Annotated in this window: 22 protein-coding genes and 1 tRNA gene; 15 read left to right on the top strand and 8 right to left on the bottom strand. The window is 69.5% G+C overall.

Going from position 1 to position 24,741, the window contains the following annotated elements; all coding sequences use genetic code 11:
* The first annotated feature begins 52 nt into the window (after positions 1-52).
* From FHS08_RS15705 to FHS08_RS15695, 3 genes are all read left to right on the top strand, one after another.
* Positions 53-3,415, top strand: a complete 3,363-nt coding sequence (locus tag FHS08_RS15705; RefSeq protein WP_167041303.1) for an NACHT domain-containing protein — start codon at positions 53-55, stop codon at positions 3,413-3,415.
* A gap of 142 nt (positions 3,416-3,557) precedes the next feature.
* Positions 3,558-4,406 (top strand): DUF4062 domain-containing protein, encoded by an 849-nt coding sequence (locus FHS08_RS15700; protein ID WP_167041300.1) that lies wholly within the window; start codon positions 3,558-3,560, stop codon positions 4,404-4,406.
* A 798-nt stretch (positions 4,407-5,204) separates the two neighbouring features.
* On the top strand, positions 5,205-6,050 hold the full coding sequence (locus FHS08_RS15695) for a hypothetical protein (protein WP_167041297.1): 846 nt from the start codon (positions 5,205-5,207) through the stop codon (positions 6,048-6,050).
* On the opposite strand, the gene FHS08_RS15690 is transcribed toward FHS08_RS15695, so the two are convergent.
* Positions 6,037-6,948 (bottom strand): phosphotransferase, encoded by a 912-nt coding sequence (locus FHS08_RS15690; protein WP_167041294.1) that lies wholly within the window; start codon positions 6,946-6,948, stop codon positions 6,037-6,039. The genes FHS08_RS15695 and FHS08_RS15690 overlap by 14 nt on opposite strands.
* 95 nt (positions 6,949-7,043) lie before the next feature.
* Here FHS08_RS15690 and FHS08_RS15685 point away from each other — a divergent pair, with 95 nt between their 5' ends.
* Genes FHS08_RS15685 through FHS08_RS15670 form a run of 4 tightly spaced genes read left to right on the top strand, consistent with a single transcriptional unit; the run spans position 7,044 to position 11,158 of the window.
* Complete coding sequence (locus FHS08_RS15685) at positions 7,044-7,823, top strand: DeoR/GlpR family DNA-binding transcription regulator (protein WP_167041291.1); 780 nt, start codon at positions 7,044-7,046, stop codon at positions 7,821-7,823.
* Positions 7,820-8,767, top strand: coding sequence for a 1-phosphofructokinase (gene pfkB / locus FHS08_RS15680; RefSeq protein ID WP_167041288.1), 948 nt, complete (start codon positions 7,820-7,822; stop codon positions 8,765-8,767). Before FHS08_RS15685 ends, pfkB begins: the two co-directional genes overlap by 4 nt.
* 40 nt (positions 8,768-8,807) lie before the next feature.
* Entirely contained in the window at positions 8,808-10,874 is a 2,067-nt protein-coding gene (locus FHS08_RS15675; RefSeq protein WP_167041285.1) for a fructose-specific PTS transporter subunit EIIC, read from the top strand.
* A gap of 14 nt (positions 10,875-10,888) precedes the next feature.
* The gene (locus tag FHS08_RS15670) at positions 10,889-11,158 is read left to right on the top strand and encodes an HPr family phosphocarrier protein (RefSeq protein ID WP_167041282.1); all 270 of its coding nucleotides are present in this window, start codon (positions 10,889-10,891) and stop codon (positions 11,156-11,158) included.
* Between the two features lie 55 nt (positions 11,159-11,213).
* On the opposite strand, the gene FHS08_RS15665 is transcribed toward FHS08_RS15670, so the two are convergent.
* The 4 genes from FHS08_RS15665 to FHS08_RS15650 all read right to left on the bottom strand — a co-directional run bounded on the left by FHS08_RS15665 (position 11,214) and on the right by FHS08_RS15650 (position 13,999).
* Positions 11,214-11,852 (bottom strand): MBL fold metallo-hydrolase, encoded by a 639-nt coding sequence (locus tag FHS08_RS15665; protein ID WP_167041279.1) that lies wholly within the window; start codon positions 11,850-11,852, stop codon positions 11,214-11,216.
* Between the two features lie 347 nt (positions 11,853-12,199).
* Positions 12,200-12,272 (bottom strand) — tRNA-Glu (locus FHS08_RS15660).
* A gap of 72 nt (positions 12,273-12,344) precedes the next feature.
* Positions 12,345-13,445, bottom strand: a complete 1,101-nt coding sequence (locus FHS08_RS15655) for a DUF4349 domain-containing protein (RefSeq protein ID WP_167041276.1) — start codon at positions 13,443-13,445, stop codon at positions 12,345-12,347.
* Complete coding sequence (locus FHS08_RS15650) at positions 13,442-13,999, bottom strand: RNA polymerase sigma factor (protein WP_167041856.1); 558 nt, start codon at positions 13,997-13,999, stop codon at positions 13,442-13,444. Before FHS08_RS15650 ends, FHS08_RS15655 begins: the two co-directional genes overlap by 4 nt.
* Positions 14,000-14,291: 292 nt before the next feature.
* On the opposite strand from FHS08_RS15650, the gene FHS08_RS15645 reads away from it, so the two are divergent.
* The 7 genes from FHS08_RS15645 to FHS08_RS15615 all read left to right on the top strand — a co-directional run bounded on the left by FHS08_RS15645 (position 14,292) and on the right by FHS08_RS15615 (position 21,936).
* Positions 14,292-15,344 carry a TerC family protein gene (locus FHS08_RS15645; protein WP_167041273.1) on the top strand — a complete coding sequence of 351 codons (1,053 nt, stop codon included), beginning with the start codon at positions 14,292-14,294 and terminating at the stop codon, positions 15,342-15,344.
* A 196-nt stretch (positions 15,345-15,540) separates the two neighbouring features.
* The gene (gene leuC / locus FHS08_RS15640; protein WP_167041271.1) at positions 15,541-17,019 is read left to right on the top strand and encodes a 3-isopropylmalate dehydratase large subunit; all 1,479 of its coding nucleotides are present in this window, start codon (positions 15,541-15,543) and stop codon (positions 17,017-17,019) included.
* 1 nt (position 17,020) lies between these two features.
* On the top strand, positions 17,021-17,617 hold the full coding sequence (leuD, locus tag FHS08_RS15635; RefSeq protein WP_167041268.1) for a 3-isopropylmalate dehydratase small subunit: 597 nt from the start codon (positions 17,021-17,023) through the stop codon (positions 17,615-17,617).
* Between the two features lie 73 nt (positions 17,618-17,690).
* Positions 17,691-19,061 (top strand): UDP-N-acetylglucosamine 1-carboxyvinyltransferase, encoded by a 1,371-nt coding sequence (gene murA / locus FHS08_RS15630; RefSeq protein WP_167041265.1) that lies wholly within the window; start codon positions 17,691-17,693, stop codon positions 19,059-19,061.
* A gap of 5 nt (positions 19,062-19,066) precedes the next feature.
* Positions 19,067-19,828, top strand: a complete 762-nt coding sequence (locus FHS08_RS15625; protein WP_167041262.1) for a 1-acyl-sn-glycerol-3-phosphate acyltransferase — start codon at positions 19,067-19,069, stop codon at positions 19,826-19,828.
* On the top strand, positions 19,818-20,942 hold the full coding sequence (locus FHS08_RS15620) for an NAD(P)H-dependent glycerol-3-phosphate dehydrogenase (protein ID WP_167041259.1): 1,125 nt from the start codon (positions 19,818-19,820) through the stop codon (positions 20,940-20,942). Before FHS08_RS15625 ends, FHS08_RS15620 begins: the two co-directional genes overlap by 11 nt.
* The gene (locus FHS08_RS15615) at positions 20,848-21,936 is read left to right on the top strand and encodes a D-alanine--D-alanine ligase family protein (protein ID WP_167041256.1); all 1,089 of its coding nucleotides are present in this window, start codon (positions 20,848-20,850) and stop codon (positions 21,934-21,936) included. The genes FHS08_RS15620 and FHS08_RS15615 overlap by 95 nt, the downstream gene beginning before the upstream one ends.
* Positions 21,937-21,981: 45 nt before the next feature.
* Here FHS08_RS15615 and FHS08_RS15610 read toward each other — a convergent pair whose 3' ends face one another.
* Positions 21,982-22,449, bottom strand: coding sequence for a DUF3515 family protein (locus FHS08_RS15610; RefSeq protein ID WP_167041253.1), 468 nt, complete (start codon positions 22,447-22,449; stop codon positions 21,982-21,984).
* Positions 22,450-22,492: 43 nt separating this feature from the next.
* Between FHS08_RS15610 and thiL the strand changes: the two genes are divergently transcribed.
* Positions 22,493-23,476 (top strand): thiamine-phosphate kinase, encoded by a 984-nt coding sequence (gene thiL, locus FHS08_RS15605; protein ID WP_167041250.1) that lies wholly within the window; start codon positions 22,493-22,495, stop codon positions 23,474-23,476.
* A 21-nt stretch (positions 23,477-23,497) separates the two neighbouring features.
* Here thiL and rsmD read toward each other — a convergent pair whose 3' ends face one another.
* Together rsmD and FHS08_RS15595 are read right to left on the bottom strand one after the other, a co-directional pair.
* Positions 23,498-24,061, bottom strand: a complete 564-nt coding sequence (gene rsmD, locus FHS08_RS15600; protein WP_170283162.1) for a 16S rRNA (guanine(966)-N(2))-methyltransferase RsmD — start codon at positions 24,059-24,061, stop codon at positions 23,498-23,500.
* A gap of 4 nt (positions 24,062-24,065) precedes the next feature.
* Positions 24,066-24,662, bottom strand: coding sequence for a 1-acyl-sn-glycerol-3-phosphate acyltransferase (locus FHS08_RS15595; protein WP_167041244.1), 597 nt, complete (start codon positions 24,660-24,662; stop codon positions 24,066-24,068).
* Positions 24,663-24,741 lie beyond the last annotated feature (79 nt).

Here is a 24,741-nt window from a genome sequence, read left to right as displayed (position 1 = left end):
CTCCGGGTTGAATAGACGCAGACGTTGCAGGAGCCAAGCAAAGGAGGCCGCAATGGCCGAGAGCCAGCATCGCTACCTCTACGAACGCTTGGGAGATCACGACTTCCAGCAGCTCGTCAGCGCAGTACTCGCTCATCAGTTCCCTGAGTACATTCCGATGGCGTTGCGTCAGGCTGATGGAGGACGCGACGGCCTGCGAAAGCTCGACGCCGACAAGGTGATTGTTTACCAGGTGAAGTGGTCCGTCACTGGCAAGGAACGAAACCCAGTGAGCTGGCTTGACCAGGTCGTCCGAGATGAGGAATCCAATCTGCGAAGGCTAGCGAGCGAGGGAGTTCGCCGCTATTTCTTGGTCACCAACGTGGGCAGCACCAGTAGGCCCGGGTCAGGAACCTTCGATCAGCTCGACGAGAAGCTCGAGCAGTACGCGAAGGATTTCGGGTACGAGCAGATGACTTGCTTCTGGCGCGAGGCGCTCAATCCGTGGGTTGACAACGCTCCGACCGAGACGAAGTGGGCGTATGCAGACATGCTCGCTGGATGGGACCTCATTCGCTATCTCATCGCCGAGCAGGTCGGCGCCGCCAAGGACAAAGCGAATCGCGATCTCATCCGCAAGGTCGCGGCGGCGCAGTGGGATGACGACCAGAGGGTCAAGTTTAGTCAGTCGGATGTTGACCGAGAGAAGGTCGTTGATCTCTTCGTGGACGTTACGGCCGACCGAATCCACACGGTTGCGAGCAGCCATCAGCGGGATGCGTTGACTCATGTGGGTGGTGCCGCCGCGTACCTCTTGAAAGCCCCCGCCCCGTTCACGCTCGTTCGAGGTGCACCGGGGCAAGGCAAGTCGACTCTCAGCCAGTACATTTGCCAGGCTCATCGCCGAGCATTCATGCCCGCAGCTGAGCAACCGGCTTCACTACCCAGACTGGACAAGCCACGATTCCCGATTCGGCTGGATCTCAGCGACTACGCGCTCTGGCTCGGCGGAGCGGATGTGTGGGATCACTCCGATGACAGCCGGCTGCGTCGAACCAAGGCCCGCAAGGCTGAGCAAGCCACGATAGAGCGATTCCTCGCCGATCTGATGGCGCACGAAAGCGGCGGCATCGCCGTCGACCCAAAGACGGTGCAGGACATCTTCGAGCGCGTGCCTAGCCTCGTTGTGCTGGACGGTCTCGATGAGGTGGGCAGCGCGACCATACGCGGCAGAATCGTCAAGGAGATCGACAAGTTCGTCGGCCGAGGAGCGGCCTACACGGACCCCCCGAAGATCGTCGTCACGACGCGTCCGAGTGCAGGCGAGCTGCCTGAGCCATCTACGAGACTCTTCGAGATCGTGACACTCAATCAGCTCACGGTAGAGCAACGGGACTCCTACCTGCGCAAGTGGTGCGCTGTCCGCGGTATCAAGGGAAAGGACGGCCGCGCGTTGCGGAAGAGCTTCAAAGAGAGGAGCCGTGAGCCATACATCAATGAGCTCGCCGGCAATCCGATGCAATTGACTATCCTGCTCGACCTTCTACAGCAGCAGGGCGCAGCGACGCCTACCCAGCGAACAGACCTCTACGACAAATACGTTGATCTGCTTCTGGCCCGCGAGGCGAACAAGCATCCAAAGACGGTCCGCGACCACAAAGAAGAGCTTCTTGAGATCATCCCGTTCCTCGGCTGGTACCTCCACGCACACACGGAGGAGTCGCAGATCAACGGCCGCATGAGCGTCGAGGAATTGAAGGCCGCTATGCGGCATTTCCAACAGACCTATGGCAACCGCGAGTCGATCGTTGACCAACTCTTCGAAGGCGCCAGCGATCGGTTGTGGGCACTCACAAGCAAGATCGATGGCACCTACGAGTTCGAGGTCCTCTCGATGCGGGAGTATTTCGCAGCTCGCTTCCTCTATCGCAATGCTGGCGAGGACAATGCCACATTCGACAGCACCACTGTGCTCCGAGAACTGCTCCGTCGACCCTACTGGCTGAACACCGCGAGATTCTACGGCGGCAACTCAAAGGGAAGCGATATCTACCCGCTGACGGCGGGTATCGAGGAAGAGTTGTCAACGAGCACAGCGCCCGCGTCCTACTTGGCCGCGTGGGCTCTCCTCGCTGACGGCGTATTCCAACGTCGGCCGCGCGAGGCGCGCAAAGTGCTCACGGCCCTCTGCTCCGACGAAGGCATCAAGATCCTGTTGGCTGCACTTGATCGGCGCGACATCGTCGGACTACCCGAGCTTCCAAGTCTCCCGGACACCGACGGCGCCGACCCCACCTGGGAGAGGCTCACGACCCTGATCCGCAACAATCCTGCGGACCCGGAGAACATGCAGCGGATACGCGCGCTGCGGGAGCTGCTGAACCAGCGTAGCCAGTTCGCGGAATGGTGGCATGCGCGACTCGAGGAATCGATCGGCACGCCGCAACAGAATGCGTGGCTAGAGATCGGAGCCGAGTGCGAGGCCGGCTCAGGCGTGACCGCCTCCTTCGACCAGATCGACCTGTCCGACGGCGGTGCCCAGCTCTTCCTAAGCGCCGGCCTCGTCCCGTCGAGCGGAACGCCGCTCGAAACCGCGCTCATCGACGCTGTCCTAGACGGCGAGTGCCCGCAGGTGACGTCGACGCGCTCCCTGCCCGCACAGATTGCGGTCGCTCTGTCGCCAGGAGATTTCTTCACGACTTCGAAGACAGGGTTCGTCGCTGGCGACGAGCGGACAAAGCGACGCCGAAGCGAGGCAATCAACCAACTCCGGAAGGTCAAGTCCCCCTACGAAGGCATCGCCAAGCAGAGAGCCGTCAAAGTTGGGCAGAAGGGAAGCACCTTCCCCTGGGCTGAGACAGCGGCCGCGTTGCACGCGTACGTCGGACGCTGCTGGCTTGCCTCGGAGATCGCCATTATCGGAGCGGCATCGCCGTTCACGACGGCGTACACGAAGAGGCCCGACGCCACCGCCTTCGGCAACGCGAGCCATCCCTCCGTACTCCTTGCGCAGAGCCGGGGAAATAGCCGTGATGCGGATTGGTGGCGCCAGCAGCTCGATGCGCTTGACGACGACCTGGCCCGAGCAGAGTGGGCCTTGGCTCTCTGGAGTGTGGCTTCCGGAGCCGTCGTGACAGCACTACTTCCTTCGCTCGAGTCTGCGCTCGAACAGCTTCCCGGTGCACGACGCCGCACAGCCTTCAGAGCGGCGGAACAGATCGCCCGGTATGGCTGGCTTAGCAGCCGGGCAGTCACTGGCAACGTCAGAGATCCAGAACTCGCCGCTCTTATCGAGCTGCGCACCTCGGCTCCGCAGGTAGACGACGCGGTAAGCACCGAGCTGTCCTCGCGGGAGCACCCTGCGCAAGCATCGCTGCTGAGTGTTGCTCGAGCCGAGAAGTGGCTGAAGGTTGACGCACAGGCCGCCTATCGGTAGCTCGCTCGGCTCCGGGGGAGCATCCAATGAGATCGGTTCGACCGACGCGCCTCGACCGGCACAGGCACAAACGTATGCAGCATCGGAGTTCCTGGCTTCGGAGCACTGACAGTCGGGACGTGAACGTTCGTATGCTCGGGATATGACTTCGTCGGCCACGGTGCTCTACGTGATGATTGCGTCTCCCGGTGATGTAAGCGACGGTCGAGAGGCGGCGTTGCGAGCGATCTCCAGCTGGAACGAGTCAAACGCGCGGACGCGCAGCGTCGTAGTGGTCCCACTGCGCTGGGAGTCGGTAGTGCCGCAAGCCGGGGATCACCCGCAGGCGATCATCAATGCGGCCTTGCTCGACAACGCGGACGCACTCGTGGGCATCTTCGGCAGCAGGATCGGCACAGCAACGCCGACAGCTATCTCCGGAACTGTCGAAGAGATCGACCGTGCCGTCGCAGATGGGAAGCGTGTGCACCTCTGGTTTTCGACAGCGCCGCATCCAAACGATGTCGACATCGAACAGCTCGCGGCGCTTCGCCAGTTCCGGGACGACTTGGCGCGACGGAGCCTCTACGGTACGTACGCGAACGCCGACGAATTGATTGCCAAGGTCTGGGCCGCCATCGACAGCGACATCGAAGCGCTCGGTATTGGTGGGCCTCTTGACCCAGCGCCTGCTCTCGCAGGCGTGAAGCTGATCGTGCAGAGCGGTAGCGAGAACATCCCCGAGCAAGATAGCCGCGGTCGCCTGAAGACGAGGGTGCGTCGGTTCATCGATGTGAAGAACGAGGGCGGCATCGACGCGGAGTCACTCACCGCACGCGCGGGGGATCGGCAGGCCAACCTCCTGTACGAAGGCGACCGCCCTCGCACCCTTCACGCTGGGCAGCTCCAGCGCTTTCGATACGATCTGTCGATTGCAGACGGCGTCCCGACGAACGTCCTCGTGAAGTGGACCGAAGAAGGCGAGCCACGCGAGAGACTGTTTGACGTCTAGGACGGTGGGGGACCAGAAGGGGACCAAAACCCTGCAAACTATGCATCCCATGACATGAAAAGAGGCCGTCTGCGTGGCAGAACGGCCCGGAAAATCAGCGATCCGGCCCTGTCGAGGCACCTGGGGGTCAAGTGCGCTGGGCCGCCCACGGGACCCGCTCAGGTGACCAGATTGGTGACCAGAAACCCCCAGGTCGGCCGGCATCAGCCGGTGGTTGCCGGTAGAGTCGTTGCCATGAGAACCGCGGAATCACGCGGATTCTCGCCGATTCGGCGCCGTGGCGTCATCTGGTCCGAGCCCGTCAGTTGTTCTTGGTTCGAGTCCAGGTACCCCAGCTTCAAGAGAACCTCCGCTCAGGCGGGGGTTTTCTCGTCGATCCGGGGTGCCGCCGGGTACTGTCGTGCCGATCCGATCCGATGCGTCGCGGATGTCGAAACCTCGCGTCGCGTCTGGGCGCCGGGGGATACGCGTACGACGTCGTCGACGAGGACTTTGGGCGCAGCATCCGGGTGACCGCCCTACGGTGTCGTCCTCCGGATCCAGGAGATCGAGCCGGCCACCGTCACCTGCTCGCAGGACACGCTCTGAGCGCCACGAGGGGCGATGGCGCCGCCAGGGCGATGGCGTCGCGAGGGGGGATGGCGTCGCGAGGGGGATGGCGTCGCGCAGGCGCGGATGGACGCCGAGACTCGCGAGCGACCGATGGCGATCGAGCGTGAGGCTGCGCCCCACCGGACCGCACTCCACAGTTCGCCCCGCCTCCGTCGCCTGTCAGCTCGCCGGGCGAGAATGGACCGCGTGACGATCTTGACGCCGGATGCCGAGCACGAGCTCCACGAACTTCGGCGCCGCGCATACGGCCCCGGGTCCGAGGCGGGGCTCGATGCGCACGAGCTCGAGCGACTCCAGCTTCTCGAGGAGCGGGTGCGCGCGCACCGCACACGACCGACGTCGGCGGCCGACGCCGTGCGGGGTGAAACGCCAGCAGCCGCCGCGGTGCGGGGCGACGCGCCATCGTCCGGAAGGGCTCCGGCGTCTGCCGAGCCGGCGACGAAGCCTGGCTCGGAGTCCGAGACGGCGACGGCCGAAGCCGGAGCCGGAGCCGAGGCCGCAGGCGCGCGGCAGACCGGCATCGAGTCAGGCTCGCGGGCCGCCGGTCTGACACGCCTCCTGCGCCGTGGGTGGACGGGGATGGCGGTCGGCGTCGGGATCCTCCTCGGCGTCTCCGCGACGTTCGCAGGGATCGCGCTCGGCGAGCGGGCGCCCGACGTCGTGCTCCATCAGGCGAGCGATGACGCTGCGGACAAGCCCATCGTGCCCGTCGGCCTGGACTATCTCGCGGGTGATCCCGACTCGCTGAAGCACTTCGGAGAGTGGGAGGGCGTGACCCTGTGGACGATGCGGCGGGCCGACGACGCGGTGTGCCTCCTGCTCACGATCGACGGCGGCCTGCTGGACTGGGGCTGTGCCCTGGACCGGCTCGACCCCCAGGTCGACCTGTGGGTCTTCGGGGGCCTTTCACAGATGATCGACGCCGATCTGCCCGTGGGAAGCACCGTGCGGTTCGTCGTCCGCGATGACACCGTCGACGTGTGGATCGACCCCGCGGGCGAGATCGTCGAGAACGCGATCAATCTCGGATGACCTCGGCGAGCGCCTCTTCCCCCAGCGCCGCATAGTCCGGGTTGTCGTCGCTGTGCACGAGCAGGATGAGTGCGACGGCGACGGCCCACGCCCGAGCGCGCGTCCAGGTCGCCTCACCGTATCGATCGCCTGTCGCCGCGATGAACGCGTCCCTCCCGGCTGAGTCGAACGCGAGCCAGGCGACCGCGAGGTCGTACGCGGGGTCGCCTCCCGTGACGTCGCCGAAGTCGATGATGCCGGCGAGCTCGGCTCCGTGCGCGACGAGATTGCCCGGATGCAGGTCGCCGTGGATCCACAGGGGCGGCTGTGCCCAAGGGGACGCCGCGAGCCCCGCCAGCCAGAGCCGGTGCGCCTCGGCGAGCCCTGCGGCACGGGCACGGCTCCGCAGGGCCGAGAACCGCTCTGCGACGGCATCGGCGCGCTCCGCGAGCGGGCCGCCGCGAACGGGGTTGACGGGATGATCGGCCGGCGCGGGGAGGTGCAGCGCCAGGAGGGCGTCCGCGAGCGGGACCGCCCAGCCTGTGCGGAGCGCACGGGGCACGGCGAGGCCCGGCATCCCGTCGATCCACGGGACGACCGACCACGCCCACGGGTACCCGGAGCCGGGCGCTCCCGCGAAGAGGGGCGCAGGGACCCGGATGCCGGTCGGCCCGATGCGCGCCGCGATCGAGGGGAGCCAGCGCTGCTCGTGGACGATCAGCGGCGCTCCGAGACGGCGTCGGGGCAGACGCACGGCGAGGTCGTCTCCCAGACGCCACACGGCGCTGTCCCACCCTTCTGCCGCGAGGGCGAGTGGGAGGATCGCGGCATCGGGGAGGGCGTCTGTCGCCTGCGTCACGAGGAGCCGTCGCACGAGCGGCTCGTCGATCACCACCTCCGCGCGGGGCTTGTCGGGCACGAGCCGACTCTATGACCTCGTGGGAACGTCTGGGAAACGTGTTGTGTATATGTTTGTATGTGTTGTATTGTGTGGATACTGACGAGGGGGCGGGAATGTACGCGACGGAGCGGCACGAACTGATCGAGCGACTTCTCGGCGACGACGGCCGAGTGAGCGTCGTCGAGCTCGCACGGCGATTCGACGTCACGACCGAGACGATCCGCCGCGACCTCGACCAGCTGGAGAACGCCGGCATCCTGCGGAGGGTTCACGGCGGCGCCGTCCCCCGAGAGCGGGCGAGCACCGCGGAGCCCTCGCTCGCCGAGCGGCTGCAGCACCACGGCGTCGCGAAGTCGGCGATCGCCGAGCGAGCGCTCGAGGCCCTCGGCCGGCGCTTCCGCGGGTCGCTCTATTTCGACGCGGGCACGACGACGGGGGCCGTGGCCGCGCGGCTCGCAACCCACCTCGACGGCGGCCCCGTCGAGGTGGTGACACACGCGCTCACGCTGGCTCACACGCTCGCAGGCGTCCCCGCCGTCTCGCTCTCGGTCGTCGGCGGCCGCGTTCGCGGGCTCACGGCCGCGGCCGTGGGCGCCGACACGGTGCGGGCGATCGAGTCGCTGCGCCCCGACATCGCGTTCCTCGGCGCCAACGGGCTCTCGGCGGGCTTCGGCGTCAGCACGCCGGATCCCGACGAGGCCGCGGTCAAGGCCGCCATCGTCCGCTCCGCACGCCGAGTCGTCCTCGTCGCCGACTCCGAGAAGCTCGGCCGAGAGTTGCTCGTGAGCTTCGCCCCGCTCTCCGCGATCGATGTGCTGGTGACGGATGCCGAGCCCGACGCCGAGCTCGCGACGGCACTCTCCGAGGCGGGCGTGGAGGTGTGGCTCGCATGATCGTGACGCTCACGGCGAACCCTGCGCTCGACCGCACCATCACGCTCGAGGCGCCCCTGCGCCCCGGCGACGTGCAGGCCGCCGTGTCGGCGCGCGAGGACGCGGGAGGCAAGGGCATCAACGTCTCGAGGGTCGTCGCGGCCGCCGGGGTCGACACGATCGCGGTCCTGCCGCTCGCGGACGACGACCCGTTCGATGCCGCGCTGCGTGCGAGCGGCGTCGTCGCTCGCCGTGTCCCGATCGCGGGGCACGTCCGCGAGAACGTGACGATCACCGACCCCGCCGGCGTCACGACGAAGCTCAACCTGCCGGGCGTGGCACTGGGCGAGGCCGACGTCGCGGCGATCGTCGACACCGTCGTGGCGGCGTCCGAGGGCGCGCGCTGGCTCGTGCTGGCGGGCTCGCTCCCGCCCGGCGCCGGCGACTCCTTCTACGTGCAGGTGATCGAAGCGGTGCGCGACGCCTACGGCGACGCCGCGCCGCGCATCGCCGTCGACGCGTCGGGCGCCGCCCTCGCGGCGGTCGTCGCGAGCGGGCGTCCCGATCTCATCAAGCCGAACGACGAGGAGCTCGCCGAGCTGGCGGATGTCGCGCTCGACGACGCTCGAGACCTGCCCCGGACCGTGCTCGACATCGCGCGACGGCTCGTGCCGAGCTCCGTCGGCGCGGCCCTCGTGACGCTCGGAGCGCACGGCGCCGTGCTCGTGGACGGCGACGGCGCATGGACCGCCGTGCCGCCGCGCATCCGCGTCGCGAGCACGGTCGGCGCCGGCGACAGCTCGCTCGCCGGCTACCTGCTGGCCGCCGCCGAGGGCGAGGGGCCGGAGGAGCGCCTGCGCCGCGCCATCCGCTACGGCGCGGCCGCGGCATCCCTCCCCGGCACGCAGGCGCCTTCGCCCCGCGACCTCCCCGACGGCGCCATCGCGATCGCCGGCCTCTCATGACGCTTCCGCACCACTCCCGCACCGACCATTGGAGGTCATCGTGACCCGCACCATCACCCCAGAGCTCGTGAGCCTCGACGTCGAGCTCGGCTCTGCGAAGTCCGACGTGATCCGCGCGCTCGCAGGCCGCGTCGCAGCCCAGGGCCGAGCGACGGATGCCGCAGCCCTGGCCGCCGATGCGATCGCGCGCGAGGACAAGGACGAGACGGGGCTGCCCGGGGGCATCGCGATCCCGCACGCGAAGAGCGCGGCCGTGACGGTGCCGTCACTCGCGTTCGCGCGGCTGTCGCCGGGCGTCGACTTCGGCGCGCCCGACGGACCCGCCGACCTCGTGTTCCTCATCGCGGCGCCCGAGAACGCGGCGGAGGCGCACCTCGCCGTGCTGTCGAAGCTCGCGCGCAGCCTCATGCAGAGCGACTTCACCGCGAGCCTGCGCGCGGCGCAGACCCCGGACGCCGTCGTCGCGATCGTCGAGGACGCGATCGGCGAGGCGCAGCCCCCCGCGTCGGAGGCCCAGGGATCCTCCGCCGGGTCTGCTCAGGCCCGTCCCGTCGAGGGCGCCGCCAACGCGGCCACTGCTCTCGTCGACGGGCTCGCGATCGACGGCCGCCCCGCCCGCATCGTCGCGGTCACGGCCTGCGCGACGGGCATCGCGCACACGTTCATGGCCGCCGACGCGCTCACGGCCGCCGGGAAGGACGACGGCATCGACCTCGTCGTCGAGCCGCAGGGCTCGAGCGGATACAAGGCCCTGCCGCAGAGCGTCATCGACGCGGCCGACGCCGTCATCTTCGCGACCGACGTCGACGTGCGCGAGCCGCAGCGATTCGCGGGCAAGCCCGTCGTGCGCTCCGGCGTCAAGCGGGGCATCGAACAGCCCCAGCAGCTCATCCGAGAGGCCGTCGCCGCTGCGAACGATCCCGGTGCACAGCGTGTGACGGGAACCGCGACGATCGCCGCCTCGTCGACGACGCACGAGAGCACCGGCGCCCGCATCCAGCGGTGGCTGCTCACCGGCGTGAGCTACATGATCCCGTTCGTCGCGGGCGGCGGTCTTCTCATCGCCCTCGGCTTCCTCCTCGGCGGGTACGACGTCACGGAACACGCCGGAGAGGTCATCATCGAGAACTCCCTGTGGGATCTGCCCGCGGGAGGCCTCGGACAATACCTCGGCTCCGTCGCGTTCATGATCGGGTCGACGTCGATGGGATTCCTCGTGTCGGCCCTCGCGGGCTACATCGCCTTCGCGATCGCCGACCGCCCCGGCATCGCCCCCGGGTTCGTCGCGGGCGCCGTCGCCGTGCTCATGTCGGCAGGGTTCATCGGCGGCATCATCGGCGGCCTACTCGCGGGCTTCGTCGCGTGGTGGCTCGGCCGCCTCGACGTTCCCCGGTGGCTCCGCGGGCTCATGCCGGTCGTGATCATCCCGCTCGTCGGCTCGATCGTGGCGTCCGGGCTCATGATCCTGTTCCTCGGCCGTCCCATCGCCTGGCTCATGGAGCAGATGACGAACGGCCTCAACGACCTCGCCGCCACAGGCGCGATCGTGATCGTCGGCGTCATCGTCGGACTCATGATGTGCTTCGACCTCGGCGGTCCCGTCAACAAGGTCGCGTACGCCTTCGCGGTCGCGGGGCTGGGCACGGCATCCGCCACCAACACGACGCCGTACCTCATCATGGCGGCGGTCATGTGCGCCGGAATGGTGCCGCCGCTCGCGATGGCCCTCGCCTCGACCGTCATCGCACGTCCCCTCTTCACCCCCGTGGAGCGCGAGAACGGCAAGGCCGCGTGGCTGCTCGGAGCCTCGTTCATCTCGGAAGGGGCGATCCCGTTCGCCGCGGCCGACCCGCTGCGCGTCATTCCCGCCTCCATGGCGGGGGGCGCCGTCACGGGTGCGCTGAGCATGATCTTCGCGGTCCAGTCCCGTGCTCCGCACGGTGGCATCTTCGTGTTCTTCGCGATCGACCCCATCTGGGGTTTCCTCGTCGCCCTCGCGGCCGGTACGGTCGTGACAGCGCTGCTGGTCGTCGCGCTGAAGCGGTTCGTCGCTCCCAAGGAGCTCGAAGCCGCCGATGCCGCGGTCGCAGTGCCCGTAGCGGCATGATCCGAGGAGGAGAAATGGCAGAACGTCAGGCCACCATTGCGAGCAGCTCGGGGCTGCACGCGCGTCCCGCGAAGCTTTTCGTGCAGGCCGTGCAGGAGAAGAAGATCCCCGTCACGATCGCGGTGGAGGGAGGGCCCGACCTCAACGCCGGCAGCATCCTCTCGCTCATGGGCCTCGGCGCCTCGCAGGGCACCGTCGTCACGCTGAAAGCCGAGGGGGAGGGGGCCGAGCAGGCGCTCGACGACCTCGTCGGACTGCTGGAGACCGACCTCGACGCGCAGTAGGCGCTGACGAACGGATGCCGCGGCCCGCCGGGTCGCGGCATCCGTTCGTCGGGTGTCACGTCTCCGCGCTGTCACCCGGCTCGAGCACGAGGAACTCGCCGCCGCCCTGCTCGACGGCCCACGTGAGACGCGCGCGATGCATGCCGCGGCCGATGACCGAGAGCGTCATGTCGTGCGTTCCGAACGCGCGACGCGGCGCGACCGCGAGGACGAAGTCCATCGCCTCGCCGATCTTGAGCCACGGTGCCCCGAGCGGCGCCGCCAGCAGCGTGACGTCCGCGCCCTTCGGCACGGCATACGAGTCGCCCGGGTAGTAGAACTCGCCGTCGACGAGCACGCCGACGTTGTCGACGACCGGGATCGTCTCGTGGATGACGTTGTGCGTGCCGCCGAAGAACCGGAGAGTGAACGGCTCGACCGTGACGGTGTCGCCCGCGTGGACGACGACGATGTCGTAGCCGGCGGCCGCCCGCGCGAGCCCCTCGGGACCGTAGATCGGGATGCCGGGGAACGACGACAGCAGCCGGTCGAGATGATCGGCGGTCCAGTGGTCGGGATGCTCGTGCGTGAGGACGACGGCGACGACGTTCTGGACGCTCTCGAGGGGAAGCGTGAAGCTCCCCGGATCGATGACGAGCGTCTTGCCCTCCTTCTCGACGGAGAGCGCGGCATGTTCGAATTTGGTGACTCGCATGGTTCGAGTCAACCGCGTGCGAGCAGGCCCGGGCAACCACGGCAGCGGGATTCGGGCTCTCCACGCATCGCTGCGCGCTGCGCGGAGCCTCGGGCGCAGCGGGACCGCCCGCGCGTGCGGCTTCTCACCCTGCCGGGGCCGGAAACGACAGAATGCCGATCCTTTCGGACCGGCATTCTGTCGTTTGTGACCCCAGCGGGATTCGGCCGCTCCGCCCCTCCACGCATCGCTGCGCGCTGCGCGGAGCCTCCGGCGCAGCGGGACCGCCCGCGCGTGCGGCTTCTCACCCTGCCGGGGGCCGGAAACGACAGAATGCCGATCCTTTCGGACCGGCATTCTGTCGTTTGTGACCCCAGCGGGATTCGAACCCGCGTTACCGCCGTGAGAGGGCGGCGTACTAGGCCGCTATACGATGGGGCCGAAGCACAACCGTTCAATTATGGCATGGCCCCGGCATCCGTTCCAAATCGAGGCGGGTGCTGCTTCGCCGTGTCAATCGACGGGCGTCTTCGCCGCGCGGTTGCGCTTCACGATGCGACGGACGCCCCACACGACGAGCCAGGCGACCGCCGCGACGGCGAGCCACGGAAGCAGGAATCCGAGCGCGATCACGATGCCGTTGAGGGTCGCGAGCAGCCAGTTCCACCCCGTGACGATGCCGTCGCCGAAACCCGCAGGGTCGGCTCTCACGACCTCGGCCGGCTCGACGAGCGACACCGTCAGCGACGAGAGCGAGATCTGGCTCTCGAGCGACGTGAGCTGCTGCTGGTACGACTCGAGCGTCGCCTGGCGGTCGGCGAGGGCCTGCTCGGCCGTGATCAGGTCGGCGACGCTCCCCGCCTGCGCCATGAGCGCCGTGAGCCGGTCGACGGACGCCTGAGCGGCGTCGATGCGGGCGCGGAGGTCGACCGTCTGCTCCGTGACGTCCTGGCGGTTGATCGCAGACGCCTGCACCTCGCCGAGCTCGGACAGCGCCGCGATCGTGTCGGCGAGCTGATCGGCCGGGACGCGCACCGTGATCCAGTCGCCGCCGAGCGGATACGGCATCGACGGATCGTAGACGAGGCCGCCGTCGATCGTCGTGCGCCCGGGGCTCTGCGAGACGACGCCCGAGCCGTCGAGCGTCATCGACTCGACGTAGCCCCCGCGCTCGGCTGCCGCGTCGCCGATCGCACGCGCGGCCGCGGCCGCGTCATCCACGAGCACCGTCGCACGCGCGGTCGCGATGACCTCGCGACCGGCGGTCCCGTCGGACGCTCCCGAGACGGCCTCGGCGCCGAGCCTGTCGCCGCCGGAGTCGGGTTCGAACACCTGCGCGGGAGCCGGGGCCTGCGCCGTGTCGGCGACGGACGCGCCGCCGCTCGATCTCAGGACGAGGCCCGAGATGCTCGGCGCGACGACCGCGAGCACGACGATCGCGGCGGCGGCCGCACCGCTGGTCAGCCAGACCGTGCGCCGCCTGCGCGCCCTCTTCGCCGTCGCAGCGGCATCCCGCCGGATGCCCGACACGACCTCGTGCTCGATGCGGGCGATGGTCTCGTCGGCGAGCTCCGGCAGATGCTCGAGCTCGACGGAGTCCGTGGTGGCGTTCATGATGTCTCCTCGACGACGGTCCGCAGGCGCGTGCGGATGCGGGAGAGACGATTTCTGACGACCGCGTGGCTCACGCCCAGCTCGTCGGCGGCAGCCTGGTAGGCGTAGCCGTCCGCGGCGCACAGCCGGAAGATGTCGCGGTCGAGGGCGCTGAGCCCCGCCACCTCGCGCAGGATCCGGTCGGCGAGCTGCGCCCCGATGACCTGCTGCTCGACATCCACCGTCGACGGGAGCGTGTCGTCGGCCGACGCGCCCGCGTGCTCGCGGTCGCGCCTCTGGATACGGATGCGGTTCGCGGCCTGGAACCGGCAGACCGTCGCGAGCCACGGCAGCAGCGACTCGCCGCGCAGCTCCAGGTCGGGGATCTTGCGCCACGCGACCAGGAACGTCTCCTGCGTCACGTCCTCCGCGTCGGACGGGTTTCCCAGGAGTGCGTGGGCGAGCCAGTACACGGGCCGCACGTAGGCGCGGTACAGCTCGCGGAAGGCCTGCTCGCTTCCGCGCGCCGCACGCGCGACCAGCACCGCGTCATCCCTCGACTCCTGCAGTGCCATGCCCCGTCCGATCGCCTCACGGGTCGCGGCCGGAGGGTCGCGACGGTGCGGATCATCATTGTCTCTCACCCCATCAGTGTCGCGGAGGCGGCATCCGTCTCATCGGGAACCGGAACGGATCGCGGGACCGTCGTCCGGCGGCGCGGGCATGCCTGTATTCTGATCGCGCGAGAGGGAGTATCCCGGTTTCGCGCGTTCCGTCATCACGAGCCCCGCCGTCGGGTCTCCGGTCGCGCACCGCAGTCCGCGGGGGAGAGACTTTCGATCCCCGTCGACCCTCCGAAAGGCTCCCATGGGCTTCGAGATCCCCGTCTGGTTCGAAGTCAGCGCCCTCATCGCGCTGACGCTCGTGCTCGTCGCCGACCTGCTGCTGATCCTCAAGCGCCCGCACATCCCGTCGATCAAGGAGGCCACCCTCTGGGTGGTCTTCTACGTGGCGCTGGCGATCGTGTTCGCCTTCATCCTGTTCGCAGTGACGGGAAGCAGCGACGCGATGGGCCAGTTCATCGCGGGCTGGCTCACGGAGTACAGCCTCTCGATCGACAACCTCTTCGTCTTCGTGCTGCTCATGAGCCAGTTCGCCGTGCCGCGCCGCTACCAGCAGGAGGTCCTCATGGTGGGGATCATCATCGCGCTCGTGCTGCGCGGGATCTTCATCATGCTGGGCGCCGCGCTCATCGAGAACTTCAGCTGGATCTTCTACGTCTTCGGCGCCTTCCTCGTCTTCACCGCGTGGCGGCAGGCGTTCCCGGGCAAGCAGGAGCAGGATGCCGAGACCGAGACGTGGATCGTGCGGTTCCTGCGCCGCTTCATCGACATCAGCGACTCCTACGACGGCTCGAAGCTGCGCACGATCCTCGGCGGCAAGAAGGTCTGGACGCCGATGCTCCTCGTGTTCGTCGCGATCGGCTTCACCGACCTCATCTTCGCGATCGACTCGATCCCGGCGATCTTCGGCATCACGCGAAGCCCGTTCATCGTCTTCACGGCGAACCTGTTCGCGCTCATGGGCCTTCGGCAGCTGTACTTCCTGCTGGGCGGGCTGCTCGATCGCCTCAAGTACCTGCACTACGGCATCGCGTTCATCCTCGCCTTCATCGGCGTCAAGCTCTTCTTCCACGCGCTCCACGAGAACGAGCTGCCGTTCATCAACGGCGGACAGCACGTCGAGTGGGCGCCGCAGATCTCGACCTGGGTCTCGCTCGGGGTCATCGTGCTGGCGATGGCGGTCGCGACCGTCGCGAGCATCTCGTCCTCCCGCAGGGAGCTGAAGTCCGCCTCCGCGGATCCGGCGCCCCCCGCGGAGGAGGAGTCGCCGGCCGACCGGCCCGACGGCGGGCGCTGATCCTCGCGGAGGGTGAGCGAGGAGTCGGCTGAGCCGCGGCATCCGGAGCCGGTGGTATTCTGACCAGGTGCGGATCGCTCGCCTTCTCCTTAGCGGCCGCGACGAGTCCTAGTTCCCCAGGCCTCACTCGTCGCGGAGTTTCGTCGCGGGCTTGATCCCTTGTGGGCGCAGTCCACTTCCGAGGAGAACGACACCAATGAGCATCCCCACGTCCGACGCTTCCGTCATCCCCGACACGCCGCGCACCCTCGCCGAGAAGGTGTGGGACGACCATCTCGTCGTCAAGGGCGAGAACGGCGAGCCCGATCTCATCTACATCGACCTGCACCTCGTGCATGAGGTCACGAGCCCTCAGGCGTTCGACGGCCTGCGCGCCGAGAGCCGACCGGTGCGCCGCCTCGACCTGACGATCGCCACGGAGGACCACAACACCCCGACTCTCGACATCGACAAGCCGATCGCCGACCTCACGAGCCGCACGCAGATCGAGACCCTCCGGCGCAACGCCGCGGAGTTCGGCGTGCGCCTGCACTCGCTCGGCGACAAGGAGCAGGGGATCGTCCACGTCGTGGGCCCCCAGCTCGGCCTCACGATGCCCGGCATCACGGTCGTGTGCGGCGACAGCCACACCTCGACGCACGGCGCATTCGGCGCCATGGCGTTCGGCATCGGCACGAGCGAGGTCGAGCACGTGCTCGCGACCCAGACCCTGCCGCTCAAGCCCTTCAAGACGATGGCGATCACGGTCGAGGGCGTGCTCAAGCCGGGCGTCACCGCGAAGGACGTCATCCTCGCCGTCATCGCCAAGATCGGCACCAACGGCGGCCAGGGCTACGTGCTCGAGTTCCGCGGAAGCGCCATCCGGTCCCTTTCGATGGAGGGCCGCATGACGATGTGCAACATGTCGATCGAGGCCGGCGCGCGCGCAGGCATGGTCGCCCCGGACGAGACGACGTTCGCCTACCTCAAGGGCCGCGACCACGCGCCGAAGGGACAGGACTGGGAGGATGCCGTCGCGTACTGGCGCACGCTGCCGTCCGACGAGGGCGCCGTCTACGACGCCGAGGTCTTCCTCGCCGCCGACGAGCTCGAGCCGTTCGTCACGTGGGGCACGAACCCCGGCCAGGGCGTGTCGCTGAGCGATGTCGTGCCGGACCCCGCGTCGTTCGCCGACGCCAACGAGCGCGCAGCCGCCGAGCGGGCCCTCGAGTACATGGACCTCGAAGCGGGGACGCCCCTGAAGGAGGTCCCCGTCGACGCCGTGTTCATGGGCTCGTGCACGAACAGCCGCATCGAGGACCTGCGCGCCTTCGCGTCGATCGTCAAGGGCCGCAGGAAGGCCGAGGGCGTGCGCGTCATGGTCGTGCCCGGTTCGGCCCGCGTGCGGCTCGAGGCCGAGGCCGAGGGGCTCGACAAGGTCTTCACGGAGTTCGGAGCGGAATGGCGGTTCGCCGGCTGCTCCATGTGCCTCGGAATGAACCCCGACCAGCTCGCACCCGGCGAGCGCTGCGCGTCGACGTCGAACCGCAACTTCGAGGGACGGCAGGGCAAGGGCGGGCGCACGCACCTCGTCTCGCCGCTCGTCGCGGCCGCGACAGCCGTGCGCGGGACGCTCTCCAGCCCGAGCGACCTCGAGTCTCTGGAGCAGCCCGCGGCGATCGGGGCGGAGGCCTGACATGGAGAAGTTCGCGACGCACACCGGCATCGCTGCGCCGCTCAAGCGCTCGGCGGTCGACACCGACCAGATCATCCCCGCCGTCTATCTCAAGCGCGTCACCAAGACGGGCTTCGACGACGCGCTCTTCGCCAGCTGGCGGCAGGACCCCGACTTCGTGCTGAACCGGCCCGTCTACGCGGGCGCCAGCATCCTCGTCGCCGGCCCCGACTTCGGCACGGGGTCCAGTCGCGAGCACGCCGTCTGGGCGCTGCGCGACTTCGGCTTCAAGGTCGTCCTCAGCACGAGGTTCGCCGACATCTTCCGCGGCAACGCGGGCAAGCAGGGCCTCGTGACGGGCGTCGTGTCGGAAGAGGATCTCGAGGCGATCTGGGCGGCGATGGATGCCGAGCCCGGCATCGAGATGACGGTCGACCTCGAGTCCCGCACGGTCGTCGTCGGCGCGCTCCGGGTCGCCTTCGACATCGACGACTACACTAGGTGGCGGCTTCTCGAAGGGCTCGACGACATCGGGCTCACGCTGCGCAACGAAGAAGCGATCGCGCAGTTCGAGGCTCGCCGCGAGGCATGGCGGCCGCGGACCACTCCTGTTCCGTAAGCCAGGGCGCCGCCCCACCAGGGCGGCCACCCCCGACAGACTGCCCCCTCGACACACAAGTGAGGTCCACCGGATGAAGACACTCCTCAGCGACTCGGCGAACCCGAAGTCAGGAGATCGGGAAATGGCCGGAGAGGTCATCCGGATCCGCGGAGGGCGACCGCTGACGGGTCGCGTGGAGGTCAAGGGGGCGAAGAACCTCGCGACGAAGGCCATGGTCGCCGCGCTCCTCGGCGAGACGGCGAGCATCCTGCGCGACGTCCCGGACATCAGCGACGTGCAGGTCGTGAAGTCGCTGCTCGAGGTGCACGGCGTGGTGGTCGAGGCGGGCGACGAGCCCGGCTCGCTGACGTTCGACCCGAGCGGCGCCGTCGCGGCGCACTTCGAGGAGATCGACGCGCATGCCGGGGCCTCCCGCATCCCGATCCTCTTCTGCGGCCCGCTCCTGCACCTGCTGGGCGAAGCGCTCATCCCCGACCTCGGCGGATGCCGCATCGGCGACCGGCCGATCAACTTCCACATGGACGCGCTGCGCGCGTTCGGCGCGATCGTCGACAAGAGCTACGAAGGCATCCGGATCACGGCGCCCAACGGGCTGCACGGCGCGAACATCGAGCTGCCGTACCCGAGCGTCGGCGCCACCGAGCAGGTGCTGCTGACGGCCGTGAAGGCCGAGGGCGTGACAGAGCTGCGCAATGCCGCGATCGAGCCCGAGATCATGGATCTCATCGCCGTGCTGCAGAAGATGGGCGCCATCATCTCGTACGAGCCCAACCGCGTCATCCTCATCGAGGGGGTCGACTCGCTGCGCGGCTACGACCACCGGAGCATCTTCGACCGCAACGAGGCGGCCTCGTGGGCGTGCGCGGCACTCGCGACCGACGGCGACATCTTCGTCGGCGGCGCGCGGCAGCAGGAGATGCTGACCTTCCTCAACGTCTTCCGCAAGGCCGGCGGGTGGTTCGACGTGCGCGAGGACGGCATTCAGTTCCGCCGCGGGGGAGTCCTCAAGCCCGTCGTCGTCGAGACCGACGTGCACCCGGGCTTCATGACCGACTGGCAGCAGCCCCTCATCGTCGCGCTGACGCAGGCGGAGGGCGAGTCCATCGTCCACGAGACCGTGTACGAGAACCGCCTCGGGTTCACGACCGCGCTCGTCCAGATGGGCGCCGACATCGTCGTTCACCCGCACGGGCTCGACACGGAGGGCCGGCGCGTGCCGCGGCGCGCCCTCGAGCAGGCCGCCGTCATCAACGGACCGACGCCGCTCCACGGCGCCGACGTCGTCGTGCCCGACCTGCGCGGCGGCTACAGCTACCTCATCGCCGCGCTCGCGGCCGAGGGGGAGTCCGTCGTCCGCAACGTCGGCATCATCCGCCGTGGATACGAGAAGCTCTTCACGAAGCTCGACGCGCTCGGCGCCGACTTCGACGTCGTCGGATAGCGCCCGTGGCAGCATCACAGCCGCGTGCCTCGCGCGAGAAGACCAAGCCGAGCGCGTTCTGGCCGCTCGCCGCGATCGTCGTGCCGCTCGTGGGCCTCATCGCGAGGATCGAGATCGAGGGCGGCGAGAACCTCCCGCGGGAGGGCGCCTACGTGCTCGCCCCGAGCCACGACAGCGAGTTCGACCCCCTGATCGTCGCGGTCGCCACGTGGCGGCTCGGGCGCGCGCCGCGGTTCATGGCGAAGGAGAGCCTCTTCCGCGTGCCCGTGCTGGGCGCCGCGCTGCGCGCGACGGGCATGGTCCCCGTGGCCCGTGCCGCCTCTGCGACGGCGGCGAAGCAGACGATCGAGACGGCGGAGCAGCTCGTCGAGCACGGTCGCGGCGTCATCGTCTATCCCGAGGGCTCGCTCACGCGCGACCCCGACCTCTGGCCGATGCGCGGCAAGACCGGCGCAGTCCGGCTCGCGCTGGCCGGCGACATCCCGCTCATCCCGCTCGCGCACTGGGGCACGCAGGCCATCCTGCCCCGCTACGGGAAGCTGAGCCTGTGGCCGCCCCGCAAGCGCGTGAGGGTGCTCGTCGGCGAGCCGGTCGATCTGTCGGCGTTCCGCGAGCGCCAGCACCCGTCGGTGCTCGTGGAGGCGACCGACGTGCTCATGGCGCGCATAGCGCAGCTGCAGGGCGAGCTGCGCGGACTCCCCGCTCCCGCGCAGCGGTGGAACCCGGCCGAGCACGGTCAGAAGGAGACGGGGCGCCTTGAGCCGTAGGCAGGATCTTCCCCGCGTCACCGTCATCGGGGCCGGGAGCTGGGGCACGACGTTCGGCAAGATCCTCGCCGACGGAGGCGCCCACGTCACGATGTGGGCCCGGCGCCCCGAGCTCGCGAACGAGATCAACGAGGCCAAGCGCAACAGCGAGTACCTCCCCGGCATCAACCTCCCTCGTGAGATGGCGGCGACGCACCACCTGTCGGAGGCGCTCGACGGCGCCGAGCAGGTCTACCTCTCGATCCCGAGCCAGGCTCTGCGCCAGAACCTCAAGGCCGTGCGGCCGCTCGTGGCGAGGTCGGACGTGCCGATCGTGTCGCTCATGAAGGGCGTCGAGCGCCGGACGGGGCTGCGCATGAGCCAGGTCATCGAGCAGGAGCTGCACTGCGAGCCGTCGAGGATCGCCGTCGCCTCCGGTCCCAACCTCGCGCTCGAGATCGCCCGCGAGCAGCCCACGGCGGCCGTCATCTCCTCGACGAGCCAGGAGACGGCGGATGCCGTCGCCCGGCGTGCGCGCAACCGGTACTTCCGCACGTTCGTCAATACCGACGTCATCGGCACGGAGTTCGGCGGCGTCCTCAAGAACCTCATCGCCGTCGCGATCGGCATCGTCGACGGAGTCGGCTACGGCGAGAACACGAAGGCCTCGATCATCACGCGGGGGCTCGTCGAGATGACGGACTTCGCGGTCGCGCGCGGCGCGCAGCACGAGACGCTGCAGGGTCTCGCGGGCCTCGGCGACCTCATCGCGACATGCCAGTCGCCGCTCAGCCGCAACAACACGGCGGGCCGCCTGCTCGGCCAGGGATACAGCTTTCAAGACGTCATCAAGCAGATGAACCAGACGGCGGAGGGCCTCGCCTCCGTCGCGCCCGTGCTCCAGCTCGCGAAGGAGGCCGGCATCGAGATGCCGATCGTCGAGCAGGTCAAGCGCGTGCTCGACGGCACGATGAACCCGCGCGACATCGCGCCGCACCTGACGACCGACGACGACAGCCCGAAGGGCGAGAGGACGCACAATGGACAAGCCGGCGGTGGTGGTGCTCTTTGGAGGTCGCTCCAGCGAACACTCGATCAGTTCCGCGACGGCGGGCGGCGTCCTCCGCGCGATTGATCGCGACCGGTATCGCGTGATCCCGATCGGCATCACGCGGGACGGGGCCTACGTCCTCGAGGACGACGACCCCGGCAAGTTCGCCCTCGACGCGGGCCGGCTCCCCGAGGTCGTCGACAACGGCACCCGCATCGTCTGGCCCGACTCGGCCCGCTCGCGCGAGCTGAAGGTGCGCGATGCCGCGGGCGAGCACTCCCTCGGCGACGTCGACGTCGTGTTCCCGATCCTGCACGGCCGCTTCGGCGAGGACGGCACGATCCAGGGCTTCCTCGAGCTGCTCGACCTCCCGTACGTGGGCGCGGGCGTGCTCATGTCGGCGATAGGCATGGACAAGCACACCACCAAGAGCGTCCTGAAGGCCGCCGGAGTCCCGGTCGTCCCGTGGGTGCGGATCACGCGCGCCGAGCGGACGCGCGATCGGAGTCGCTGGGAGCAGCAGCTCCGCTCCCTCGGGCTCCCCGTGTTCGTCAAGCCCGCCCGCGCCGGCTCGAGCGTCGGCGTCTCGAAGGTCTCGGCGTGGGACGAGCTCGACGCCGCGCTCGAGACGGCGTTCGCAGAGGACACCGCGGTGCTCGTCGAGCAGGCGATCGTCGGCCGCGAAGTGGAGTGCGGTGTGCTCCCCGGGCGCGACGGCGGCCTGCCGCGCGTGAGCCTCGCGGGCGAGATCGTCGTGACCGGCCGCGACTTCTACGACTTCGAGGCGAAGTACCTCGATGCGCCCGGCATCGAGCTCGTGTGCCCCGCAGATCTGCGCGAGGGCGAGCTCGCCGAGATGCAGCGCATCGCGGCGCGCGCGTTCGAGGCCGTCGGCGGAGAGGGCCTCGCACGCGTCGACTTCTTCTTCACGGGCACCGAGTTCTACGTCAACGAGGTCAACACGATGCCGGGCTTCACGCCGATCTCGATGTTCCCCAAGTGCTGGATCGCGTCGGGGATGTCGTATCCCGATCTCATCTCGGAGCTCGTCGAGGCTGCGCTCGATCCCACGGCGTAGCTCCTCGATCGCCCCGCGTAGCGGCTCGATCGCGCGGCGCACCGGCTACTCGTCGATGGGACGGTCCGTGCAGACGGCACCGGTCGCGGGGAGCCTGCCGACGGCGAGGCCGAGCTGGTCGAGCACCTCGCGCGCGCTCACGACGTCGTAGTTCAGGTAGACCTCGACCGCCGGCGTCCGGCCGAACGACGTGAAACGATACCGGGGGGCGTCGGCGTCGTCCATGAGCCAGTCGACCCCTCCCGCCGTCTCGCACGGGAGGGTCGAGGGGCCCGGCGTGTCGAGTCCGCACGTCAGGATGACGGATGCCGGGTTCCCCCACGCGCCGGTCGCCTGCGCGTCCGTCCACCGCCGCTGCTGCCCGTCGACGGAGTCGGGGAGGCGCACGGTGACATCCGCGCATGCGGGGTCGTTCGCCCCCTCGGCGGGGGTGAGCGACACGGTGGAGGCGCATCCCGCCAGGGTCAGGGCTCCTGCCAGGGAGAGGACGGCGGCAAGGGCTCTGCGGGTCACCCTTCCAGGCTAATCGCTCGGCTCGGCGCGCTAGCGTGGAACGATGACCTCCGCCGCGTCCGAACAGACCGTGGGCGAGGTGTCCGAGGGCGCGATCCTGCGGCGCATCCTGGATCGCCTCGGACCGTCGGCGGCTCTCGTCGGGCCCGGCGACGATGCCGCGGTCCTGTCGGCCCCCGACGGCCGCGTCGTCGCGACGACCGACACGCTCGTGCACGGGCCGGACTTCCGCCTCGCGTGGTCGACGCCGTTCGACCTCGGCTGGAAGGCCGCCGCCGTCAACCTGTCCGACATCGCGGCGATGGGTGCGCGGCCGACAGCCCTGCTCGTCGCGCTCGCGATGCCGGACGACACGCGCCTCTCGGTCGTCGACGGAGTCGCGGAGGGGCTGCGCGCCGCATGTGCGACCCTCGCACCCGGCTGCGCCGTCGAGGGCGGCGACCTCACGGTGTCCGACACGCTCACGATCGCCGTCACCGCGCTCGGCTCGCTCGACGGGCGCGCGCCCGTCCTTCGCTCGGGCGCGCGGGCAGGCGACGTCGTCGCCGTCGCCGGCGAGCTCGGCGCGGCGGGCCGCGGTCTCGCGCTGCTGTTCGGGCGGTTCCGGGATGCCGCGGGCACGCCCCTTCCCGTCGATGACGCGACCCTCAGCCCCGCCGAGGCGGCGGACCTCGCGGCCCAGCTCCGACCGCGCCCGCCGATCGCCCTCGGCGTCGTCGCGGCGGATGCGGGTGCCACGGCGCTCATGGACGTCTCGGACGGCCTCGTGCTCGACGCGACGCGGATGGCCGCGGCATCCGGAGTCACGATCGCGTTCGCGGGGGGACTCGACGAGGCGGCCCTGAGCGGGGGAGAGGACCACGCGCTGCTCGCGACCTTCCCCGCGGGCGCGGCTCTCCCGGAGGGGTTCCGCGCGATCGGCGCGGTCGTCGCGCGCGGACCACACGCCGTGACGATCGACGGACGGCCCCACGGCGGCCGTGACGGCTGGGACCCGTACCGGGACTGGGACGCAGGCCGCGGCTGAGCTCTGCGATCCGCGAACGGCTCACGCCGTCGCGGAGGCCCACCACATCGTCGTGTCGCCGTAGCGCTTGGAGCGGCTGACGGCGAGTCCGGGCGGCAGCGCGGGCTCGGGCGAGCGGGATGCGCGCTCGATCACGACGACGCCGCCGGGCGCGAGCAGCGGCGCGAGCGCTGTGAGCGCGGCGGCGAGCTCGGTCTCGCCGAGCTCGTACGGAGGATCCAGCAGCACGAGATCGAAGGGTCCCGCCGCGCGCGCGAGGAAGGCGGCGACGGTCGAGCGGTGCACGCGGACCGCGGCATCCGCTCCGAGCGCCTTCGCGACGCGCGCGGCGTTGCGCTCCGCGATCGCGGCGGCGCGCCCGTTGAGCTCGACGAGGTCGACGGATGCCGCGCCCCTGCTGAGGGCCTCGAGGCCCAGCGCACCGGAACCCGCGTACAGATCGACGACGCGCGCGCGGGCGACCGTATCCGCGGACTCGAGCGCGCTGAAGAGGGACTCGCGCGCGCGATCGCTCGTGGGCCGGGTTCCCGCGGGGGGCACGTCGAGCACCGTGCCGCCGGCGCGGCCGCTGATGATGCGGGTCACACCATCACGATAGCGACGAGTCGTCGGCGACCACCGCATCCTCCGCACGCAGCCGGGGCTGCGTGCGCAGCTCCGGGCGTAGCCCCGCCTTGTCGGCGTAGAAGGCGCGGATGCGGTCCATGTCGGCGGCGACGTCGCCTGTGAGATCGAGGGTCGGGCCGAGACCCGTCGTCATCGTCGTGCGGTCGACGTATCCGAGGGTCACGGGCATCCCCGTCTCGTGCGCGATCCGGTAGAAGCCCGACTTCCAGTACGGGTTCGCGCCGCGCGTGCCGTCGGGGGTCACGACGAGGCTGAAGACCTCGCCCGCCCGGATGCGCCGGACGACGTCCGCGACGACGCGGGCGGGGTCGTCGCGGTCCACGGGGATGCCGCCGATCTTCGTCATGACGGGGTCGCGCCAGCCGCGGAAAAGGCTCTTCTTGCCGAGCCAGCGCATCTCGATTCCGAGGCGCCAGGCGATGCCGAGCATCAGGACGAAGTCCCAGTTCGAGGTGTGTGGGGCGCCGATGAGGATCGTGGGCCGCGTCGGCGCGGGCTCGCTGCGGAGGGTCCAGCGGCTGAAGGCCCAGAAGAGACGGGCGAGGAGGCGTCGGAGCATCCGGCCAACGCTACGCGAGCCGGCATGGCGGCCCCGGTATACGTCGGCAGCCGAGACCGGCGTCCGCGCCCGTCTCTAG

It is taken from the genome of Microbacterium ulmi, from assembly GCF_011759705.1.
Lineage (GTDB): Bacteria > Actinomycetota > Actinomycetes > Actinomycetales > Microbacteriaceae > Microbacterium > Microbacterium ulmi.
This window is presented reverse-complemented; position numbering and strand designations above follow the sequence as displayed.

Excerpts from the sequence above, each read along its gene's own strand:
- FHS08_RS15705 (WP_167041303.1), top strand. The coding sequence starts at position 53 with ATGGCCGAGAGCCAGCATCGCTACCTCTACGAACGCTTGGGAGATCAC.
- FHS08_RS15700 (WP_167041300.1), top strand. The coding sequence starts at position 3,558 with ATGACTTCGTCGGCCACGGTGCTCTACGTGATGATTGCGTCTCCCGGT.
- FHS08_RS15685 (WP_167041291.1), top strand. The coding sequence starts at position 7,044 with ATGTACGCGACGGAGCGGCACGAACTGATCGAGCGACTTCTCGGCGAC.
- pfkB (WP_167041288.1), top strand. The coding sequence starts at position 7,820 with ATGATCGTGACGCTCACGGCGAACCCTGCGCTCGACCGCACCATCACG.
- FHS08_RS15670 (WP_167041282.1), top strand. The coding sequence starts at position 10,889 with ATGGCAGAACGTCAGGCCACCATTGCGAGCAGCTCGGGGCTGCACGCG.
- FHS08_RS15665 (WP_167041279.1), bottom strand. The coding sequence starts at position 11,852 with ATGCGAGTCACCAAATTCGAACATGCCGCGCTCTCCGTCGAGAAGGAG.
- FHS08_RS15655 (WP_167041276.1), bottom strand. The coding sequence starts at position 13,445 with ATGAACGCCACCACGGACTCCGTCGAGCTCGAGCATCTGCCGGAGCTC.
- FHS08_RS15650 (WP_167041856.1), bottom strand. The coding sequence starts at position 13,999 with ATGGCACTGCAGGAGTCGAGGGATGACGCGGTGCTGGTCGCGCGTGCG.
- FHS08_RS15645 (WP_167041273.1), top strand. The coding sequence starts at position 14,292 with ATGGGCTTCGAGATCCCCGTCTGGTTCGAAGTCAGCGCCCTCATCGCG.
- leuC (WP_167041271.1), top strand. The coding sequence starts at position 15,541 with ATGAGCATCCCCACGTCCGACGCTTCCGTCATCCCCGACACGCCGCGC.
- leuD (WP_167041268.1), top strand. The coding sequence starts at position 17,021 with ATGGAGAAGTTCGCGACGCACACCGGCATCGCTGCGCCGCTCAAGCGC.
- murA (WP_167041265.1), top strand. The coding sequence starts at position 17,691 with ATGAAGACACTCCTCAGCGACTCGGCGAACCCGAAGTCAGGAGATCGG.
- FHS08_RS15615 (WP_167041256.1), top strand. The coding sequence starts at position 20,848 with ATGGACAAGCCGGCGGTGGTGGTGCTCTTTGGAGGTCGCTCCAGCGAA.
- thiL (WP_167041250.1), top strand. The coding sequence starts at position 22,493 with ATGACCTCCGCCGCGTCCGAACAGACCGTGGGCGAGGTGTCCGAGGGC.
- FHS08_RS15595 (WP_167041244.1), bottom strand. The coding sequence starts at position 24,662 with ATGCTCCGACGCCTCCTCGCCCGTCTCTTCTGGGCCTTCAGCCGCTGG.